The organism is Cellulomonas sp. Leaf334, assembly GCF_001424195.1.
Lineage (GTDB): Bacteria > Actinomycetota > Actinomycetes > Actinomycetales > Cellulomonadaceae > Cellulomonas.
The window spans coordinates 1-18,819 of sequence record NZ_LMOO01000009.1 but is presented as its reverse complement, the minus strand read 5'-3'; the positions used below and the strand labels follow the sequence as shown (position 1 = coordinate 18,819).

At 72.7% G+C, this 18,819-nt stretch carries 12 protein-coding genes; 8 read left to right on the top strand and 4 right to left on the bottom strand.

Annotated elements, in window-relative coordinates; translation table 11 throughout:
* Together ASF78_RS20610 and ASF78_RS20605 are read right to left on the bottom strand one after the other, a co-directional pair.
* Positions 1-2,937, bottom strand: coding sequence for a hypothetical protein (locus ASF78_RS20610; protein ID WP_056594163.1), 2,937 nt, complete (start codon positions 2,935-2,937; stop codon positions 1-3).
* 98 nt (positions 2,938-3,035) lie between these two features.
* The gene (locus tag ASF78_RS20605; protein WP_056594161.1) at positions 3,036-3,305 is read right to left on the bottom strand and encodes a hypothetical protein; all 270 of its coding nucleotides are present in this window, start codon (positions 3,303-3,305) and stop codon (positions 3,036-3,038) included.
* A 161-nt stretch (positions 3,306-3,466) separates the two neighbouring features.
* Here ASF78_RS20605 and ASF78_RS20600 point away from each other — a divergent pair, with 161 nt between their 5' ends.
* Positions 3,467-5,551 carry a PhoX family phosphatase gene (locus ASF78_RS20600; protein ID WP_056594373.1) on the top strand — a complete coding sequence of 695 codons (2,085 nt, stop codon included), beginning with the start codon at positions 3,467-3,469 and terminating at the stop codon, positions 5,549-5,551.
* Between the two features lie 7 nt (positions 5,552-5,558).
* Here ASF78_RS20600 and ASF78_RS20595 read toward each other — a convergent pair whose 3' ends face one another.
* Positions 5,559-6,482 carry a PfkB family carbohydrate kinase gene (locus ASF78_RS20595; protein ID WP_056594158.1) on the bottom strand — a complete coding sequence of 308 codons (924 nt, stop codon included), beginning with the start codon at positions 6,480-6,482 and terminating at the stop codon, positions 5,559-5,561.
* 237 nt (positions 6,483-6,719) lie between these two features.
* On the opposite strand from ASF78_RS20595, the gene ASF78_RS20590 reads away from it, so the two are divergent.
* Positions 6,720-7,097 (top strand): hypothetical protein, encoded by a 378-nt coding sequence (locus ASF78_RS20590; protein ID WP_056594155.1) that lies wholly within the window; start codon positions 6,720-6,722, stop codon positions 7,095-7,097.
* 42 nt (positions 7,098-7,139) lie between these two features.
* On the opposite strand, the gene ASF78_RS20585 is transcribed toward ASF78_RS20590, so the two are convergent.
* On the bottom strand, positions 7,140-9,344 hold the full coding sequence (locus ASF78_RS20585; RefSeq protein WP_056594151.1) for an esterase-like activity of phytase family protein: 2,205 nt from the start codon (positions 9,342-9,344) through the stop codon (positions 7,140-7,142).
* A gap of 97 nt (positions 9,345-9,441) precedes the next feature.
* Between ASF78_RS20585 and ASF78_RS20580 the strand changes: the two genes are divergently transcribed.
* The 6 genes from ASF78_RS20580 to ASF78_RS20555 all read left to right on the top strand — a co-directional run.
* Positions 9,442-10,368: a Ppx/GppA phosphatase family protein gene (locus ASF78_RS20580; protein ID WP_056594368.1), complete on the top strand. Its 927-nt coding sequence runs from the start codon at positions 9,442-9,444 to the stop codon at positions 10,366-10,368.
* Between the two features lie 44 nt (positions 10,369-10,412).
* Positions 10,413-11,288, top strand: a complete 876-nt coding sequence (locus tag ASF78_RS20575) for an NAD(P)H-binding protein (RefSeq protein ID WP_056594149.1) — start codon at positions 10,413-10,415, stop codon at positions 11,286-11,288.
* Between the two features lie 53 nt (positions 11,289-11,341).
* Positions 11,342-11,920, top strand: a complete 579-nt coding sequence (locus tag ASF78_RS20570; RefSeq protein WP_056594146.1) for a GNAT family N-acetyltransferase — start codon at positions 11,342-11,344, stop codon at positions 11,918-11,920.
* Between the two features lie 124 nt (positions 11,921-12,044).
* The gene (locus ASF78_RS20565; protein WP_056594145.1) at positions 12,045-15,074 is read left to right on the top strand and encodes a hypothetical protein; all 3,030 of its coding nucleotides are present in this window, start codon (positions 12,045-12,047) and stop codon (positions 15,072-15,074) included.
* A 67-nt stretch (positions 15,075-15,141) separates the two neighbouring features.
* Positions 15,142-16,842 (top strand): sodium:proton antiporter, encoded by a 1,701-nt coding sequence (locus ASF78_RS20560; protein ID WP_056594142.1) that lies wholly within the window; start codon positions 15,142-15,144, stop codon positions 16,840-16,842.
* 207 nt (positions 16,843-17,049) lie between these two features.
* On the top strand, positions 17,050-18,819 hold a 1,770-nt coding region (locus tag ASF78_RS20555), incomplete at its 3' end, for a non-reducing end alpha-L-arabinofuranosidase family hydrolase (RefSeq protein WP_082495280.1).

Here is an 18,819-nt window from a genome sequence, read left to right as displayed (position 1 = left end):
TCACTCTGGCACGACCGCCGTCGTCCCGGGCCGCGGCGAGCCGGTGTCGTCGCCATCGGGGGTCACTTTCTGCGCGGCACGCCGAGGGGGCAGGAGCCCGACGAGGAGGGTGAGCTGCGTGCGGTACTGCGGCGTCCTCTGGTCACCGCCGTGCGTCGCCACCTTGGCGGGATCGACGGACTCGTCCCACTCCGCGTCCATCCGGTCGATCTCCGTGCTCGCCACCGACTCGTCCGCGCCGACGGCGTACCCGTTCACAGGGAAGCCGAGGTAGTCCGTCCGGCGCCAGAGGCTGCGCCACCGGGTCACGGTCCTGTCCTCGTCCTCCGGGGTGAGGGAGCCGACCAGCGTCCACGCAGCGAACGGGGGCACCTCCGCGTCCTTCGTCTCGCGGCTCCACGGGTCGCCGGCCCAGGCCTTCGCGCCGCGCGTCGGGCGGGTGCCCAGCACGGTGGGACCGAGCAGCTCGGGGAAGAACCGTCCGAAGTACGACCGCAGCTGCGTCCCGAAGGACAGGAACGCGATGTTCTCGCTCTCGGTCGTCGCGGTCCTGGTGTCCCAGCGAGCGAGCAACGCCGCGACCACGACGACCGCGCCCAGGCTGTGCGCCGACATCACCACCCTCCGCCCGGAGTCGGGCTGTGCGTCAGCGGCACCGAGCCACTCGTCGATGCGTCCCCGGAGCTCCGGGACGGCGCGCTCGGCGTAGCACGGCGGGCCGAACGGGTGCGCCACGCGCGGCAGGAAGCACATCAGGTCCCAGAGCAGACCCCACGGGCGCACGAGCGACTTCTTGGACCCCGCGACGACGACGCTGGCCACGAGCAGGCCGACCGCGAAGAGGACGGACTTTGTTCCCCAGTCGTCCAGACGCGGCGCGAGCGAGAACATGCTCGGTACCGCCGCGGACGACTCGGACGCACCCGCTGGTCTCGCCAGGAGCGTGGCGACGAGCGCGAACCAGAACGAGGCGGCGAGCCACCCGACGATCCGTTCCGCGCGGTGCGCCAGGGTGGCGAGCCGCCGGGTCCCCGCGATCTTCTTCTCCATCCCGGCAGCGCTGCCGACCGTCGACGGGGTGGTGTCGAACGGCAGGTCGCGGATCGTCGTCCTGAAGAGCCAGGTCCGGAGACCGAGCACGACGACGGCGGCCGCGAGGGCGACGATCACGAGCAGGCTCATCGCCGCGAACTCGCGGTAGCCCTCGGGCGTCCAGAGGTTCAGCGACCCGTCGGGCGAGCTCACGACCGGCTCCGGCCAGGCGCCTGCCGCCTCCACCGACTCGGCCGTCGAGCGGCTCACCCCTGCCGGCACCGTGGACAGCTCGAGCCACCCGACGACTCCGGCGACCATGGCACCGCTCAGCACCATCCCGAACCCGGACGCCAGCGCCAGGAAGACCGCGGGACCACGACCGCCCCAGCCCTCGTTCTCGCGGCCGTCCGCACGCAGGTTCGCGGCGAACGCGACGACGCCGAGGACGACGAGCACCCCCGTCGCCACCGTCGCCCACAGGCGCACACCGTCCGCGTCCTGCGCATCGCGCTCGACGAGGGTCATGACGGCCGCGCCGATCCCGGCCACGACGAGGGGCGCCCAGACGATCGCGGGCAGGTGTCCCCGCAGGCCGACGGCCGCGACGCAGAGCAGCACCAGGGTCGCGATGAGGACGGCAGGCACGACCTCGAGGCCGGCGAACCGCGCGGGGTCACCGACGGCGACGGGGCGTTCCACGCTCGTCGCGGTCTCGATCTCGACCCAGACGAGGACGGCGACGGCGACGGCGAGCAGCCCGGCATCGATCACCCACCGCGGGTCCTTCGACGTGCTCCCGGGCTCGACCTGCAGGAAGCCGATCCGCACCGCGACGACGGCGAGCAGCGCCCAGCCGAGGACCAGCAGCAGGAACCACGACTTGCCCGCGTCCGGCGTCCCGGACAGGTCCCGGCACTCGGCGAGCAGGTAGTTGCCGACGCTCGGGCACTGGTCCCCCGCACGGTGCAGCATCTGCCAGCTGACCAGGATCGCGATCAGCGCGAACCCGGCGGCCAGGTGATCCAGCCACATCGAGGTCGACGCCCGGACGTGGTCCCAGAAGCCGGTCCGCGCGAGCCAGGGCCAGCTCGTCGCCGCGCCCTTGACGTCGGGCATGATCCGCGGGCGGTCCTTGTCCTGCTTCTCCTTCGCGCGCGTCGGCGAGACGACACGCTCGTACCGCACGATCCCGGTCGTCGCGACGCCACCGAGCACAAGGAACGCGGCCGCCGCGAGGGCGGCGAAGAGGGCGGTGCGCTGCCCCGACGACCAGTCCGCGAGGCCGTTGAGCGGGTCCGGCAGGATCGAGCAGGCGACGACGGTCGTGCCGTTGCTGTCCGGCACGAAGCACTGGGCGGCCACCAGCCCCAGCGTCACCGTCGCGGCGGTCACGACCCACAGCAGGGTCACCGTCAGGCCGGCGAGCCGCACGAGACCGCCGCTCCCGGTGCGCAGGACACGTCGGCCGCCTCGCTCGGGCTCGTGGAGGTCGCGGGCCCAGTGGGCGACGTTGACCATCCCGAACGGGATGATGAACACCCAGAAGGCGCGGATCACACCGCGCGCGACCCCGGGAACCCGATCGACGCCGGGCACCTTCCTCGCGGAGCGCGCCAGCCCACCCCACGAGTAGGCCTCGCGGCGGACGCCCTCCGGCACCAGCGAGTGCGCCGGCCCCGAGGCTGTCCCGTCCGGCCGGAGGTACTTGGCCTCCGCGTCCCGGCTCAGGGTCCAGAAGCCGCTGAGATCGTCGCCGCCGCTGCGGCAGACGTCCTTCTTCTCCACGGCGAGCATCGACGCCGGCGGGGTGTTCGACACGCCGTGCACGCGAAGCTCGAGGACCCGTGCCGGCGGTACGCCCGTGTGCTCGACGCTGATCGCTTCGTTCGTCTCCGTCGCCATGATGTCGCCCCCCGCTGGGCGTCGACGCCAAGCAGCGCCGGCAAGCGGAACGTACCGCGCATCGGGCGGCGTCCGCTATGTCCTTTTTGGGTGAGATCTCAGGCGGAGCGCACCGCCCGACGGGGGACGCGGGTCTCGCCCAGCAGGCGCAGCACCGACGTCCCGTACTCGTCGTGGTGCTCGATGCTCACCGACAGGACGCGGCCGATCTGCCTGCTCCGCGCCCAGTCCATGACGTCCTCGACATCCTCCGCGTCGAGCACGCGCCACTGCTCGCTCTCGCCTCCGCTCGTCCAGAACTCGACGACGTACACGGGTTCGGTGACGACGGTCGACGACCAGTGCGTCCGACCACGTTCGACTCGCACAGCAGGCTCCCTCGCGACGGTTGTCCGCCCATCGTTCCCGGCGCGGGTGAACGTCCCGTGACCGTCGGACGGCAGCACGGCGACGGCCTCGCGGCATCGTTCACGTGGTCGTCATGCGGTGTCCGTTCTGCCGCATCCGCGCGACCGGCACGGTGGTAGCCATGACGACCACCGACGACCGGGACGCCGTGCGCGGCGCGTCCCGGCGGCTCCTGCTGCCCATGGCCGGCCACACCGCAGGCAAGCGGTCCCCGGTCACCTGCCACCTCAAGTGCGCCGACGCGTGCTTCCACCCGGTGCCGAACACCAGCGACAACGCGTACTTCCGGGACATCGCGAGCGCGAGCCTGACGCGACGGTCGGTGCTCTGGGGTGCCGTCGCTGCCGGTGGTGCGATCGTCATCGGCGCGGCCGTCGGTGACGCGCAGCCCGCCGCCGCGCACGGACGACCGGGCAAGGGCAGGCTGCCGTTCACGCCGATCGCTCCCGTCGCCGCGTCCGTCGACGCGTTCGTCGTGCCGGCCGGTTACACGTGGTCGCCGATCATCCGCTGGGGTGACCCGCTGTTCTCGAAGCGCGACACGTTCGACCCGAACCGGCAGACCGCGGCGCTGGCGGAGCGCCAGTTCGGCTACAACAACGACTACCTGGACATCATCGAGGGGCCGGCCGGGCTGGGCGCGCTCCTCGTCGCCAACCAGGAGTACACGAACGAGAACATCATGTTCCCGCCGGCCACCACGCCGGAGGAGCTCGACGAGCAGCGCCGGATCGCGATCGCCGCGCACGGCATGGCCGTCGTGCAGCTCTACCGGACGCGCAGGGGCAAGCCGTGGACGTACGCGGTGGGCGCTCCGCTCAACCGGCGGATCACGGGGAACACCCCGTTCACGTTCAGCGGGCCGGCCGCCGGCTCGGCGCTGCTGAGGACCGTGGAGGACCCGACGGGCACGACCGCGCGGGGCACCCTCGGCAACTGCGCGGGCGGGACGACCCCGTGGGGGACGGTGCTGTCGGGCGAGGAGAACTTCAACGGCTACTTCCGGACCGCCGGGACGAGCGCCGCCGACCTGCGCTACGGCCTCGCGGACCGGCCGACCTCACGCGGCTGGGAGTCGGTGGACCCGCGGTTCGACGCGCGGACGCCCGGGTACGAGAACGAGCCGAACCGGTTCGGGTGGATCGTCGAGGTGGACCCGCTCGACCCGCACAGCCCGCCCGTGAAGCACACGGCCCTCGGCCGGTTCAAGCACGAGGGCGCCAACGTCCGGATCAGCCGGGGCGGCCGCGCCGTGGCGTACATGGGCGACGACGAGCGGTTCGACTACCTGTACAAGTTCGTCTCGACGGACACCTACCGACCCGGGCCGAGCCTGCGCGCCCGCCGGCACAACAAGACGCTCCTGGCGGCCGGGAGCCTCTACGTCGCGCGGTTCTCCGGGGACTCCCCCGTCGAGGAGATCACCGGGACGGGGGCGCTCCCGTCCGACGGGGCCTTCGACGGCACGGGCGAGTGGATCCCGCTCATGGTCGACGGGGTCAGCCAGGTACCCGGGTTCGCCGCCGACGAGGTCGTGGTGAACGCGCGGCTCGCCGCGGACGCGGTCGGCGCCACGAAGATGGACCGCTGCGAGGACGTCGAGCCCCACCCGAAGACCGGCCGTGTGTACGTCGTGTGCACCAACAACACCGACCGCGGGAAGGCCGGCAAGGAGGGCGCGACCGAGCCGAACCCACGCTCCGGGAACAGGGACGGGCACGTCGTCGAGATCACCGAGGCGGGCAACGACGCTGCGGCGACCACGTTCGGCTGGAGCATCGTCCTGCTCTGCGGCGACCCGGCGACGAACCCCTCGACGTACTTCGCAGGGTTCCCCCCGGAGAAGGTCTCTCCGATCTCCTGCCCGGACAACGTCACGTTCGACTCGGCCGGCACCATGTGGCTCGCGACCGACGGTGCACCCGGCGTCATCGGCTACGGCGACGGTCTGTTCAAGGTGCCGCTGGAGGGCCCCGAACGCGGCCGCGTCCAGCAGTTCCTCTCCGTCCCCGCCGAGTCCGAGACGTGCGGGCCCGTGGTCCGCGACGAGGAGGGCATGGTCTACGTGGCCGTGCAGCACCCCGGGGAGAACGGCACCTGGGCGCAGCAGCACTCGTACTTCCCGGACTACGTGGCGCCGGGCACGCTCGCCGGCGGTCGGTGGGGCGGACCGCGCCCGAGCGTCGTCCAGGTCTGGAAGTCCTGACCGTCCGTCAGACCCCGACCGCGGAGGCGAGCTCCTCCGCGGTCGGGGGTACCGCACCCAGGCGCGCGACGGTCAGCGCCGCCGCCTGGACGGACCGCGCCAGCACCTGCTCGACGAGCGGCGCCCCCGAGCGCACCCACCGCATGCTCGTGTCCGACCCGAGGCTCAGGGCGCTGTCGATCAGGGTCGACATGAACACGTCTCCCCCACCGACGCCCGCCTCGGCGTAGAGCACCGGGATGCCCGGGACGTCGACGATCCCGCGCGCGGTGACCGCCGTCGCACCGCGCACGCCGCGGGTGAGCACCGCGAGGTCCGGACCGCGGCCGAGCCAGTCGCGCAGGACGTCGAGCGGGTCGTCGTCCGGGTAGAGGAAGGCGAGGTCGCGCTCGCTCGCCTTGACGATCCCCGCGAGCGCGACGAACTCGAGGGTCCGGCGCCGGGCGTCGTCACGTGGGCCCACCAGGGCGGCCTCGATCTTCGGGTCGAACGTGATCAGCGACCGCCCGTACGACCGGCGCACCAGGTCCAGGACGGTGCGCGCACCGGGCTCGAGGTACGCGGCGACCGATCCGGCGTGGACGGCCCGGGCGCTCGACGGGCCGGGGTCCGCGGCGGGCTCCCAGTGGATCCGGAAGTCGTGCTGCGCCGAACCGTCGATCCGCAGGACCGCCCGGGTGACCGACGAGGTGGTCTGCGTGACGGACGAGTCCGACAGCCCCACGCCGGACGCGGTCAGGTACGCCGAGATCTCCCGGCCGCGTTCGTCGCGTCCGATGGCCGTGTGCAGGAGGGTGTCCCGGCCGAGGCGCGCCAGGCCGACGGCGATGGTGCCGGCGCTGCCGCCGACGCGCTCGCGGATGGTCATGCCGTCGTCGTGGACGTCGATCAGGGCCTCGCCGACGACGAGGACGTCGTGTCGTGGACTCATGGGTTCCTCAGCTCACGTATGGGGGTGGGCCTGAACCTGGACCGCTGACCGAGAGTCGCACGCGGGCTGTTTCCTCCGGGTTTCGCGCAGGCGAACAGTCGGTGCGCGAGCCGACTTCACCCGCACGAGGCTGCACAGAGCTGCACTTGACCAACCGTTGGGCCGACGGTGGTAGAGAAGCGCCGGACCCCGGGCCGATGATGGCGGGACAGGTGCCGAGGTGCGGAGGCCGCGCGCATGATCCCGAAAGAGACGTCCGCGAGCATCGAGCTCCCGGTCGCGGCCGACGCCGCGTGGCTCGCACTCACCCGTGCCGCGGGAGGTCAGGACCACCTCTTCCGCTTCGAGCACACCGACGTCGTCCTCGACTCCGTCACCCCGGGCGAGGCCGCCGGCGGCGACGGCCGGTGGGAGGAGCTGGACTTCCGCGTGGCTGTCCACCTGGTCCCGATGGGCGCGGAGCGGACCCTCGTGCTGTTCACCGCCGAGGCCACGCAGGAGCCGCACGGCGTGCGGTCCACGGCGCACGCGTCGGCCGCGCACCGCCGGGCCCGCCGCGACCTGGAGGCGATGGCGCTGGCCGTCGGGCAGCAGGTCACCGACGCGACGGGATGACCGAGGCGGCCGCTCGGGAACGGGTCCCGAGCGGCCGTCGCGTCAGCCCACGGTCGCCGCAGCGATGTCCGGGTTGTCGCTGAACAGCCCGTCCATCCCGGCCTTCACGAACACGCGGATCTCCCCGGCGAGGTCACCGACGCCTGCCGGGTCGGCGCTGCTGCGGAACTCCGCGGGCAGGAACTGGTTCTCGCGCCGGAACGTCCACCCGTGCACCTCGAGGTGCGCCCGGTGGGCGTCCCGGATCACGGAGGTGGGCGTGCCGAGGGTCCCGTCGGCGTCCCGCGGGATCATCACGTCCTTGCACAGCCCGACGCCGTCGGCGTACCGAGCGATCTCCCGGAGCCCCTGACGCGTCACCAGGTCCTTGTAGGTGCGGGGGTCGCCCGCGGCTACGAGGTCGTACGGCGCTCCCGAGCAGTCGACGAGCTGGGCGAGGTCCACGTCCGTCACGCGGTCGAGCTCGCGCAGGTTCGCCGTCTCGAAGCTCTGGATGATGACGGGCGCACGGCGGTCGTCGAGCCCGTTCGCGGCGAGCTGGGCGACCAGCGGCTCCTCCAGCGAGAGCCCGATCGAGTCGAAGTACGTCGGGTGCTTGGTCTCCGGGTAGACGCCGACCGGCTTGCCGTCGCAGGTCACCGAGTGCCGGGCGAGGTCGAGCACCTCGTCGAGCGTCGGGATCTCGTAGAGCCCGTCGAAGGCCGTGTTCGCCGGCCGGACCGCGGGCAGCCGCTCCTTGGCGCGCAGGGTCTTGAGCTCGGCGAGCGTGAAGTCCTCCGTGAACCAGCCGGTGACCGAGCGCCCGTCGATGACCTTCGTCGCGCGACGGTCGGCGAACTCGGCGCGGTCGGCGACGTTCGTCGTCCCGCCGATCTCGTTCTCGTGCCGCGCGACCAGGACGCCGTCCTTCGTCGGGACGAGGTCGGGCTCGATGTAGTCGGCGCACTGCAGGATCGCCGTCTCGTAGGCCGCGAGCGTGTGCTCGGGGCGGTAGCCGCTGGCGCCGCGGTGCCCGACGACGGTCACGTCGCCGGCGTGCGGTGCACGGACGCGGCGCAGGTCGACGACCAGCAGCTCCGTGTCGTCCGGCGTGCCCGCGACCCGCGCCGCGTTGCCCGGGTAGTTGTTGTCGTTGGCGAGCAGGAGGCGGCCGTCGCGCAGCTGTACGACGGTCTCGAACGACTGCACCGGCAGGGCGAACGGGTCGTCCGTGCCGTAGCCGTCACCCGAACCGATCCGGTCCGGGTTCGCGATCTTCAGGGCGTCGAGGACGAGCGTCTTGCGCACGTAGCCGTCAGCGTCGGTCCGGTCGAGGTCGATCTCGTACACGCGCTTCATGACCGACGCGGCGCCCTGGAAGTCGTCCCGCTCGATGACGAGCAGCTTGCGCTCGCCGGTCAGGAACGCGTCGCCGATCACGTTCGCGTCCTGGTGCGTCTGGTAGGCCCACGTGCGGCCCGTGTAGGCACCCGCGACGGTGTCGAACTCGTAGACCGTCCGGCGGCGCTGGTCGGCGTCGTCGACGAACGCGCCCTCCGTGATCGGGTACAGGAACCGCCCGTCGCGGGACCCGGCCAGCGCCTCGAACCCGCGGCTCGCCCGCACGTTCGGGGTCTCGCCCGGCAGCAGGGACGGGTTCTGCGGGGACTTCCCGCCGACGAAGGGCACCGGTGCCGTGAGCAGCTTGCCGCTCGCGTCGACGTGCAGGAGGAACGGCCCGAACTCCTCGCCGATCCAGAAGCTGCCGTCCTTCGCGCGGACCACGGACTCCACGTCGAAGTCCGCCCCGGTCAGCAGGCGGTCGGCGGTGGACTCGTTGACGATCGGGAAGTCGACCTTCCGGTCCGGGTCGCGCAGCGAGAGGAACTCGCCCACGCCGACCTGACCCGCCCGCCAGTCGGGCGTCACGCGGTACAGCCGCAGGAGGAAGTCGGCGGAGTTCGCCTTCGTGCCGAAGCCGTTGTCTGGCAGCGCCCAGAAGGTGCCGTCCCCGGCGTCGACCATCCCGGAGAAGCCCGGGATCACCTGGCCCGGGAACGGACCTTGGCGGCCGTTGGCCGGGGTGGCCAGCGCACCTGACGGCGGGCCGGGGGCGAGGAAGTCGGCGGAGAGCGTCGCGCGGGCGACCAGGGTCGGCTGCACCGTGCGGTCGGGCCCGCCGCGGTCACCCGCGTTCGCCGGGATCGGAGCGAGCAGCGCGACGGTCACGGTCGCCGCGAGGACAGAGAGTGCTGCGGTGCGTCTCATGCACTCCAGGGAACTCCCGTCCGGCGACGCCCGCCAGACGTGCCGGACACGTCCGGGTGACCAGCCTGTGAACCTCGGGAGGCCGTACCGTGCGGACATGCGACTCGGAGTGCTGGACGTCGGATCGAACACCGTCCACCTGCTCGTCGTCGACGCCCACCGCGGCGGCCCACCGGTCGCGCAGTCGTCGCACCGGTCCGTCCTGCGCCTCATGCGGTACCTCACGCCCGAGGGCGCGATCAGCACCGAGGGGGTCGACGCCATCGTCACCGCCGTGGCCGACGCCGTCGCGGCCGGGGCCGCCGCCGAGATCGACGAGCTGCTCCCGTTCGCGACGTCCGCCGTGCGCGAGGCGGCGAACGGCCCCGAGGTGCTCGCCCTCGTCGAGTCGACCACCGGGGTCCGGCTGCAGGTCCTGTCCGGGGACGACGAGGCCCGCCTGACGTTCCTCGCCGTCCGGCGCTGGTTCGGCTGGTCGGCCGGCGAGATCCTGCTCGTCGACATCGGCGGCGGCTCCCTCGAGCTCGCTGCGGGCGGCAGCGAGTTCCCCGACGTGGCCGTGTCGCTGCCCCTGGGCGCCGGGCGCTCGACCGTGAGCTTCCTGCACGACGACCCGCCGACCGCCGAGCAGGTCGCCGCGCTCCGGCAGCACGCGCGTGAGCAGCTCCGCGAGGCACGGTCCCGGTTCACCGACCGGCCCGACCCCGCCCACGTCGTCGGGTCGTCCAAGACGATCCGCTCGCTCGCCCGGCTCGCGGGGTCCCGCGCGGACGGGGTCGGCCCGCAGGACCGGCGCCTGCTGCGGCGCGCCGGGCTCGAGGACTGGGTGCCGCGTCTCGCACGGCTGCCGGCCGACTCCCGCCCCGCGCTGCCGGGCATCACCGCGGACCGGACGTTCCAGATCGTGGCCGGTGGGATCGTGCTGGCCGAGACGATGCGCGCGTTCGGGATCGAGGAGCTCGAGGTGTCGCCCTGGGCCCTGCGCGAAGGGCTGATCCTGCGCTACCTCGAACGCCTCACCTGAGGTCCCGCTGAGGGATGTCGGAGGCCTTTCGTAGGCTCGTCCGCATGAAGATCGTCGTCACCACCCCCACCGGGAACGTCGGCTCCCTGCTCGCCCCGACCCTCGTCCGCGCGGGCGTGCGCCCGACCCTCCTCGCCCGGGACGCCACCCGCGTCGCGCCGGAGGTGCGCGAGGTCTGCGACGTCGTCGAGGCCGACCAGGGCGACCGCGACGCCGTCGTCGCCGCCACCCGGGACGCCGACGCGCTGTACTGGGTCGACCCACCCACGGACGACGACGACCCCCTCGACGGCTACCGGCGGATGAGCGAGACCGTCGCCCACGCGGTGACGACGAACCGCGTGCCCCGCGTCGTGTTCCAGAGCAGCGTCGGCGCGGAGGGCCGGCACGGGTTCGGGGAGATCGACGGGCTCGGCCTGACCGAGGAGCTCCTGAACGCCACCGGCGCCGACGTCACGCACCTGCGCAACGGGTACTTCTTCAGCAACCTCCTGATGGACCTCGACGGGATCCGCGCAGGGGTGCTGACCACCACGCACCCCGTCGACCGGCCGCTCGCGTGGGTCGCCCCGCTCGACATCGCGACCGTCGCCGCCACCCGGCTCCTCTCGACGGACTGGCACGGCGTGCAGACCCTCGGGGTGCACGGACCGGCGGACCTGTCGTTCGCGCAGGTCGCGGACATCCTCGGCGACGTCCTCGGGCGACCGGTGAGCGCGCAGCAGGTCAGCGAGCAGGACCAGGCACAGGCGCTCGCGGGCTTCGGCATGACGCCCGCACAGGTCGAGGCCGTCCTCGGGATGACCCGCGGGTTCGCCGACGGGTTCGAGCCGGAGGACCCGCGCACCATCGCCACCACCACCCCGACCACGCTCGGCGCGTGGGCGTACGAGCACCTGCGCCCAGCCCTGGCGTCCTGACCTGCAGCGGTCCGCCGGCAGCCGCTGTCGGTGGCCTCGGCAAGAATGCCCGTATGCCCCAGGATCTCGACGCCGTCCCCTGGCCCGCCCGCACGGACCGCCTGTCCCTGCGGCCGGCGACCCCCGACGACGCCGACGCGATCTGGCAGGTCCGTCGTCAATCGGGCGTCGACGACTGGCTGAGCCACGACGTCGGCGAGCGGGACGCCTATGTCGCCCGCGTCCGCGACCCCGACCGCCTCGCCGTCACGCTCGTGATCGAGCTCGACGGACGCGTCGTCGGCGACCTGATGCTCCAGGTCGAGGACTCCTGGTCGCAGCGCCCCGACCCGGAGACACCCCGGCAGGCGACCCTGGGCTGGGTGCTCGACCCGCAGCACGGCGGTCGCGGCTATGCCACGGAGGCCGTCGCCGAGCTGCTCCGGATCAGCTTCGAGGACCTCGGCCTGCGGCGGGTGCGGGCCGTCTGCTTCGCCGAGAACGAGCCGTCGTGGCGCCTGATGGAGCGGCTCGGCATGCGGCGCGAGGAGCACAGCGTCCGCGACGCGCTGCACCGGTCGCGGGGCTGGGTCGACGGCCTGGCCTACGCCCTGCTCGCCGACGAGTGGCGCGCGCAGCAGCGACCTTCCTAGGTCGGGTCGGCCGGGCCGCCGCTGGGCCGTTCGGGTGACGGTCGTCGACCGTTTGGTCCCGTTCCTCCACAGGCCGCTGTGACTGTCGCCACAACGGCTCAGGAACCGTTCCTACACTGCGCCGGTGTCCCGTACCCGCGCCTGGCCGTCCCTCGTCTCGGCCGTCGTCGTCCTTGCGCTCGGCGCCGCCGTCGCGGTGGGCGTCGGAGAGGCCCTCGGGCTGTCCTACGAGCCCGCCGACACCCCGCCCGCCGTCCGGACGGCCGTCGACCTGGACCCCGTGGTGCCCGCGCCCGCGATCACCACGATCGAGGTGCCCGCCGGTGACCAGGTGGCGCTCGCGGCCTCGGCCGTCGCCGACGCCCTGACCGCCCGCGGGCTGCCCGCACCGACCGTCGGGGTCGGGACGGGCGACGCCGACCTGACGGTCAGCCTCGTGCCGGCGTTCGCCGGCTCGGCCGAGGCGTACCGCGTGCGCTCGGACGGCCGCCTCGTCCTGGAGGCGTCGGAGCCCGCGGGAGCGGCCGCGGGCCTCTACGCGCTCGCCGACCGGATCCGCTCCGGGGCCGCCCTCCCCGCCGACGGTGAGACGGTCGAGCCCCGCCTCGGTCTGCGCCTGGTCGACTCGGGCTCTGTGGGCCGCGAGGCCGACCCGGCCGCGTTCGCGGCGGGCACCGACTACTCCCTCAACACCGACGTCGTCGCCGGTGCCGTGCTGCCCGCGGCTCCCTGGGTGGACCAGGAGGTCGTCGACGAGATCGACGGGCAGTTCCGCCAGCTCGTCCAGCACGCGCTGCGGCACGGGTACAACGGCGTCGTCGTGCCCGGGTTCCTCGAGTACGTGACGTTCAGCGGCGTCGGCGACGGGCACGAGGTCTACCCCGAGGGCGACCCGCACGTGGCCCGCGCGGAGGCGATGGTCGAGGCGTTCGGACCGGTCTTCGCCTACGCGCACGAGATGGGGATGCAGGTCTTCCTGCTGACCGACATGCTCGCCGTCTCCCCGCCGCTGGAGGCGTACCTGGAGCGGACGGTCGGAGGGCTGGCCGTCGACGACCCCGCGCTGTGGTCGGTGTACCAGGCCGGGCTGTCCGAGCTCTTCGAGAGCCTGCCGTTCGTCGACGGGCTCATGGTCCGCGTCGGTGAGGGCGGCGCGGTGTACCAGGCCGGCTGGGACTACTCGTCGAAGCTGGCGGTCACCTCGCAGTCCTCGGTGCAGGCCATGCTCGACGCGCTGCTGGAGACGGCCGGCGCGCACGACCGCGAGATCGTCTTCCGCACCTGGACCGTGGGGGTGGGGGCGGTCGGCGACCTGCACACCAACCCGTCGTCGTACGACGCGGTGCTGGGCGGCATCGACGACCCGCACCTGATCGTGTCCACCAAGTACACGATGGGCGACTTCTACAGCCACCTCCCGCTCAACCCGACGCTGGAGGTCGGCGCGCACCGCCGCATCGTCGAGTTCCAGGCCCGCCGCGAATTCGAGGGGTTCGGTGCGCTGCCCAACGACCTGGTGGCCGAGGAGGCGCAGGCGCTGCGGCAGTTCCTGGCGGCGAACCCGCACGTCGAGGGCGTCTGGAACTGGACGCAGGACGGCGGCCCGCTGCGCGCGGGGCCGATGTCGCTGTACCTGCGGACGGGGTTCTGGCAGCTCTACGACCTGAACACCTACGGGACCGCCCGGCTCGCGTGGGACCCCGACCTGGAGCCGTCGCAGGTGACAGGCGACTGGGTGCGGCAGACGCTGTCGTCCGACCCGGCGACCTCCACGCAGATCACCGAGGCGCTCGCACGGTCCCGTGAGGCGATCACCCGCGGCCTGTACATCGGGCCGTTCGCGGAGCAGACGGTCAAGGCGCTGGGCCTGGAGCCGCCGCCGATGATGTGGATCTTCGAGTGGGACATCGTCACCGGCGACTCCGCGGCGCTGGACAGCATCTACGAGGTCAGCCGCGACAGCCTCGACGAGGCCATCGCGGACGGCGCGGGGGCGGCGGAGGTGTCCGCGGCGATGCGGGAGCAGGTCGCCGCCACGGCACCCGGCACCTGGCATTCTCCCGAGCTCTACCGGTCGCTCGTCGACGCGCTCGACTACGAGACCGACCTGCTGGGCACGCTCGCCGCCTACCGGGCGACCGTCCTGCGGCACGCCGAGTGGCTCGACACGGGCAGCCCGACCGCGCTCGACCGGTGGCGGACCGCCGAGCAGGAGTACCACGCGGCACGCACCGCCCACGTCGACCGGTACGCGGGCGACCTCGACCTGCCCGCGTACAGCTTCACCGCCGCCGACCTGGGCAGCGACCGCGCCGACCGCGACCCGGCGATGGCCTGGCTCGCCCGCGTGCTGCTCCTCGCGCTCGCGGTGGTGCTCGTCCTCGGGTTCACGTCGCTGCGGTTCCCCGGCGCGGCAGCCCTGCGGGCCCTCGCCGTCGCGGCCACCCGGCCCTGGCGGCTCGGCGAGGTCCCCGCCCCGACGACACGCACCGACCGGGTCGTCGTCTGGGCGCTGCCTGCGCTCGTCCTGGTGGCCAGCCGCGGTGTGCTCACCTGGTTCGCGGCTCCCGCGCACCTCGTCGCGACGCTCGGCGCGTGGCTGGTGCTCGCCGTCGTGCTGCGCTGGGTTGTCCGCGGCCGCGACCCGTTCCACCTCTGGGCCGCGCTCGGCGGGGTGGTGCTGCTGCGCACGGTCATCCTGCTCGTCGCGCTCGTGGTGCGCGGTCCGGGCCGCTACTGGTTCGGCTTCTGGACCGACCCGACGGCGCGCACCGCCTACGTCACCGTGGCGTTCGCGGCGTTCTGCTGGCTGTTCGTCGTCGTCGGGCTCGTGCTCCGGCGTGCCTACGGCCTCGGGTCGACGCGTTCTCTCGGCGCGACCCTCCTGGCCGGTGGGACCGCGCTCGCGGTCGTGGCCGGCGGCGTCGCGGCGATCGGCCTCGAGCGGGCGCTGACCGTGTGGAACGACCAGATGGCCCTGCTGCCGTGGGGCCTGTCACGGATCCTGGGGATCACCGTGCACCTCGGCATCCCCCCGTCGTCGGCGGGAGTCCTGGCGGTGGTGGGGTTCGCGGTCGCGGTCGTCGGTGCCGGCCTGGCCCTCGTCGGGTCGCGCGCGCTGCGACGCCGGGACCACGGCGTCACGAACGCCTGACGCTCGTCGTCGGACCGCCCGCTTGTAGTGTCGACGAGGAGCGACCAGGGCGGACGGAGGACTCTGCGTGCACAGCGTCGAGGTGTTCCTGCTGGTCGCGGGCGCGGTCGCCGTCACGGCGGTGTGCCGACGGCGCGGGTGGCCGGCGCCCCTGGTCCTGGTCGCCGCCGCGATCGTCGTCTCGTTCGTGCCGGCGATCCCGCGCTTCGAGATCGAGCCGGAGATCCTGCTCGACTTCGTGCTCCCGCCGCTGCTGTACTCCGCCGCGCTGTCGAGCTCCTACCGCGACTTCCGGACGTCGCTGAACTCGATCACCCGCCTCGGCGTCGGGCTCGTGCTGGTCAGCGCGGTCGCCGTCGCGCTGGTGTTCTGGTGGATGGAGCCCGCGGTCCCGTTCCTGGCCGCGCTCGTGCTGGGCGCCGTCGTCGCACCGCCGGACGCGGTCGCCGCGGCAGCCGTCGGCAAGCGCCTCGGCCTCCCCCGGCGCGTCATGACGCTCCTGTCCGGCGAGAGCCTCATCAACGACGCCACCTCCCTCACGCTCTACAAGGTGGCCCTCGCGGGCGTCGCGACGGGGGCGTGGGCGTTCGCCGAGGGGCTGTCGACCTTCGCGCTCGCGGTAGGCGCCGGGGTCGCGGTGGGGCTGGTCATCGCGTTCGTGGTGCACCTGGTCCGGCTGCGGCTCGACGATCCGGTGGTCGCCTCCGCGATCGGTCTGCTGACGCCGTTCGCGGCGTACTGGTCCGCGGAGGAGCTGGCGGGCTCGGGCGTGCTGGCCGTCGTCGCGGCAGGGCTGTACCTGGGACACACCTCGCCGCGCGCGGGCTACGCGACGCGGCTCTACGAGGAACCGATCTGGTCCACCGTCGACCTGCTGCTCGAGGCGTTCACGTTCGCGCTCATCGGTATGCAGCTGCCGTGGGTGGTGCGGGACGTCATCGCCTCCGACCAGGGGCTCGGGCACGGGATAGCGGTGTCGCTCGTCGTGCTGCTCGTCGCCATCCTGGTGCGGCCGGTCTACATCGTCGTCACCGCGCGCTTCGACCACCTGCGCCTCCGCGGCAGCCATCGACCTCCGCGCGACTCGTTGAGCGGCCGCGAGTCCGCGGTCGTGTCGTGGGCGGGGATGCGCGGTGTGGTGACCCTCGCGGCGGCGGCCGCGATCCCCCTGACCAGTGCCGGCGAGCCGTTCCCCGAGCGCGCGACCATCCAGCTCGCGGCCTACACCGTGGCCATCGGGACGCTGCTCCTCCAGGGCCTGACCCTGCCGTGGGTGATCCGGCGGCTGGGTGTCGGATCGGCGGACGAGTCCGTGCGCGACGCCGCGCAGGAGGCCGCCGTCCGGGTGGCGACGGCCGACGCGGTCCAGGAGGTGCTGGAGCGGCAGCGCGAGGACTGGAGCGAGCACCTGGGACCGGAGCGCACCGACGAGCTCATCGACCGGCTCTCCGGGGTCTGGCGCGCTCGCGCGACGGCCGCGGCGGTCATGCTGGACCCCGACTCGGCCGACGAGCTCGTGCCCGACGAGACCTCCGGGCTGACCGCCGCGATCCGCCAGGTCAGCCCCTCGCAGGTGCCCACGGCCGAGGAGGGCCTGCGCACGCAGCGGCTGCGGCGCGAGATCGTCGCCGCGCAGCGTGAGGTCCTCATGGAGCGTCGGGACTCCGGCGACCTGGACGAAGCCGTGATGCGCCGGATGATGCGCGAGCTCGACCTGGAGGACGAGAGCCTGTCGTCGTCGTGGGTGACCCGGGTGCAGCGCCGCTAGCAGCTGGCGGTGGATCGTTAAAACGCGAAACGTTTTACCCCTGGTTCACCCTCCACCGGCGTGCAAATGTGAGCGCTCACATGGCTGGTCGTCACGGCCCCGGGCCGTGCGAGACCGCAGCTCGTGGACGTCCGGCGCAGTCCGTCCACGAGTGGCCCGGCCGACAGCACGCACCGGCCCCGGGCGGTGCCCCCAGAGAGGTGTGCCATGACGACAACACCACGGCGAGGGCGACACGCCCTCGTCGCCGCGTCCTTGAGCCTGGCGGTGGCCGTCGCAGGTCTGGCCGCGGCCATGCCCGCACAGGCGGCTGCCAGCACGCTCGGGGCCGCCGCCGCACAGTCCGGCCGGTACTTCGGCACCGCGATCGCCGCGAACCGGCTGAACGACTCGACGTACTCGACGATCGCGAACCGTGAGTTCACCATGATCACGGCCGAGAACGAGATGAAGATGGACGCGACCGAGCCGAACCAGAACCAGTTCAGCTACTCCAACGGCGACCGGATCGTGAACTGGGCCCGCAGCAACGGCAAGCAGGTCCGCGGCCACGCACTGGCCTGGCACTCCCAGCAGCCCCGCTGGATGGAGAGCATGTCCGGCACCGCCCTGCGCAACGCGATGCTCAACCACGTCACCCAGGTCGCCACCTACTACCGCGGCAAGATCCACTCCTGGGACGTGGTCAACGAGGCGTTCGCCGACGGCTCCTCCGGTGCCCGCCGCGACTCCAACCTGCAGCGCACCGGCAACGACTGGATCGAGGCCGCGTTCCGCGCCGCCCGCGCCGCCGACCCGAACGCCAAGCTCTGCTACAACGACTACAACACCGACGACTGGACCCACGCCAAGACCCAGGCCGTCTACACCATGGTCCGCGACTTCAAGTCCCGCGGCGTGCCCATCGACTGCGTCGGCCTCCAGTCGCACTTCAACCCGCAGAGCCCCGTGCCGAGCAACTACCAGACGACGATCTCGAGCTTCGCCGCCCTCGGCGTCGACGTGCAGATCACCGAGCTCGACATCGAGGGCTCCGGCTCCTCGCAGGCGGAGAACTACCGCCGCGTCGTCCAGGCCTGCCTCAACGTCGCCCGCTGCACCGGCATCTCCGTGTGGGGCGTGCGCGACACCGACTCGTGGCGCTCCTCAGGCACCCCGCTGCTCTTCGACGGCTCCGGCAACAAGAAAGCCGCCTACACCTCGACCCTCGACACGCTGAACGCAGCGTCGCCCACCCAGAACCCCACCACCCCGAACCCCACCCCGACCACCCCGAACCCGACGCCGACCACACCGACCCCCACCCCGACCTCGGGACCCGGCACCGGCTGCTCGGTCAGCTACACCTCGAACCAGTGGAACAGCGGCTTCACCGCCAGCGTCAAGATCACCAACCTCGGCTCCGCGATCAACGGCTGGACGCTCACCTGGGCGTTCCCCGGGAACCAGACCGTGACGCAGGCCTGGAGCACGACCGCCACGCAGAGCGGCAACCAGGTGACGGCGAGGAACGTCAGCTACAACCCGCAGATCCCCGCGGGAGGCACCGTCGAGTTCGGGTTCAACGGCGCGTACAGCGGCAGCAACCCGGCACCGACGAGCTTCAGCCTGAACGGCACCCCCTGCAACGGGAGCGTCGCACCCACACCGACACCGACACCCACGACGAACCCGACGCCGACCCCGACACCCACGAACACCCCGTCGTGCTCCTTGCCGTCGAGCTACCGGTGGTCCTCCTCGGGTGTGCTCGCCACGCCGCGGTCGGGCTGGGTCTCGCTCAAGGACTTCACCACGGCCCCGTACAACGGCAAGCACCTCGTCTACGCCACGACGCACGACAACGGGACGTCCTGGGGCTCGATGAACTTCAGCCTCGTGAACAACTTCTCCGAGCTGGGCTCCGCCTCGCAGAACGCCATGTCCTCCGGGACCGTGGCACCCTCGCTGTTCTACTTCGCCCCGAAGAACATCTGG

What these genes read in the sequence shown, in the direction of transcription:
- ASF78_RS20610 (WP_056594163.1), bottom strand. Translation starts at nt 2,937, where the DNA reads ATGGCGACGGAGACGAACGAAGCGATCAGCGTCGAGCACACGGGCGTA.
- ASF78_RS20570 (WP_056594146.1), top strand. Translation starts at nt 11,342, where the DNA reads ATGCCCCAGGATCTCGACGCCGTCCCCTGGCCCGCCCGCACGGACCGC.
- ASF78_RS20590 (WP_056594155.1), top strand. Translation starts at nt 6,720, where the DNA reads ATGATCCCGAAAGAGACGTCCGCGAGCATCGAGCTCCCGGTCGCGGCC.
- ASF78_RS20600 (WP_056594373.1), top strand. Translation starts at nt 3,467, where the DNA reads ATGACGACCACCGACGACCGGGACGCCGTGCGCGGCGCGTCCCGGCGG.
- ASF78_RS20580 (WP_056594368.1), top strand. Translation starts at nt 9,442, where the DNA reads ATGCGACTCGGAGTGCTGGACGTCGGATCGAACACCGTCCACCTGCTC.
- ASF78_RS20585 (WP_056594151.1), bottom strand. Translation starts at nt 9,344, where the DNA reads ATGAGACGCACCGCAGCACTCTCTGTCCTCGCGGCGACCGTGACCGTC.
- ASF78_RS20595 (WP_056594158.1), bottom strand. Translation starts at nt 6,482, where the DNA reads ATGAGTCCACGACACGACGTCCTCGTCGTCGGCGAGGCCCTGATCGAC.
- ASF78_RS20575 (WP_056594149.1), top strand. Translation starts at nt 10,413, where the DNA reads ATGAAGATCGTCGTCACCACCCCCACCGGGAACGTCGGCTCCCTGCTC.